General features: G+C 68.6%; 1 protein-coding gene. It reads right to left on the bottom strand.

Features of this window, described 5'->3' with window-relative positions; genetic code table 11:
- Positions 1-1,133, bottom strand: a 1,133-nt coding sequence (locus NK214_RS24860; RefSeq protein ID WP_253315801.1) for a type VI secretion system Vgr family protein, incomplete at both ends; no start/stop codon positions are given.

Genomic DNA, 1,133 nt, shown 5'->3' with positions numbered 1-1,133 from the left:
GCCAGCACGCCCCAGCCCTTGCCGGCCCAGGCTTGCGACACCCGGATCCAGCACGAGGCGTCTTCTTCCTGGGTCTTGTAGCGGTCCCAGTGGAAGTGCACGCGGATGCGGCCCAGCTTGTCGGTGTGCACCTCCGCGTTCACCGGCCCCACCACGGTGGCGCTCTGGATGCCGGGCAGGATGGGCTTGGGCGTCAGCCGCAGCGGGCGGAACGGACGGTCGTCCGTCATCGCCCGGAACACGGCCATCACATTGCGGCCCTGGCCGCTGCTGTCCGGCCCGTCCTGCAAGAAAGTCAGCTGGCTGGCGGTCACATAGTAGCGGCGGTTGCGCGCCGCGTCCGGGTGGCCGTCCAGCGTGAAAGCGCCGCCGGTTGCCAGGCCGCGGGCGTTGGCGGTGCCGTTGAGCTGGTGGGAATCCGCCTGCAAGGCCTCCAGCCGCAGCCGCGCCAGCCGGTCGCCGCCGGCCTGATCGCTATAGCCGGCGCCGTAGTCGTAATGCTCCAGCCGGATGCCGTCCAGGCTGGCTTGCGCCTCCTGAGCATCGCTGTCCAGCCGGTTGGACGGCGCGTGGTAGTCGAAATCGCGCAGCGCGACATTGGTCGGCCGCACCCGCCGCCCGCGTTGCAGCCGCTGCACGCCTTCGCGGCCCGGCACCGGACGGAATTCGTCGCCGTCCGGCAGGAAGCGCAGCAGGCCGTAGCCGGCGGTCAGATCGTCGAAGCGCTGGGTGTCGGACAGCACCACCACCTGACGCTCCGGCTGGTGCTCGATCCAGAAGTAAATGCCCTCGTCCTCCAGCAGCCGCTTGACGAAGTTGAGGTCGGTCTCCAGGAACTGCACGCAGTATTCGCGCGGTTCGTAAGCGTGTTCCAGCTCGAAACGGAAGTCCGGCCGCTGATGCTCGCCGAAGACCTGCTCGACGATCTGCGGCACCGTCAGCTGCTGGAACACGCGGCAGTTCTGGTTCTCCGCCAGGAAGGACAGCCAACTGCCCAGTTCCAGCGTGTAGGTGTAGCTGTCCTGGGTCTGGCCGCTGTCGTAGCCGCCCAGCACCTGGCAATGGAAAGGCCGGACGCCCTCGTCGCCCAGGTCGATGTCCACCGTCAGCCGCGAGCCGAGCAGCCCGTCCAG

The organism is Chromobacterium sp. S0633, assembly GCF_024158805.1.
Taxonomy (GTDB): Bacteria; Pseudomonadota; Gammaproteobacteria; order Burkholderiales; family Chromobacteriaceae; genus Chromobacterium.
This window is presented reverse-complemented; position numbering and strand designations above follow the sequence as displayed.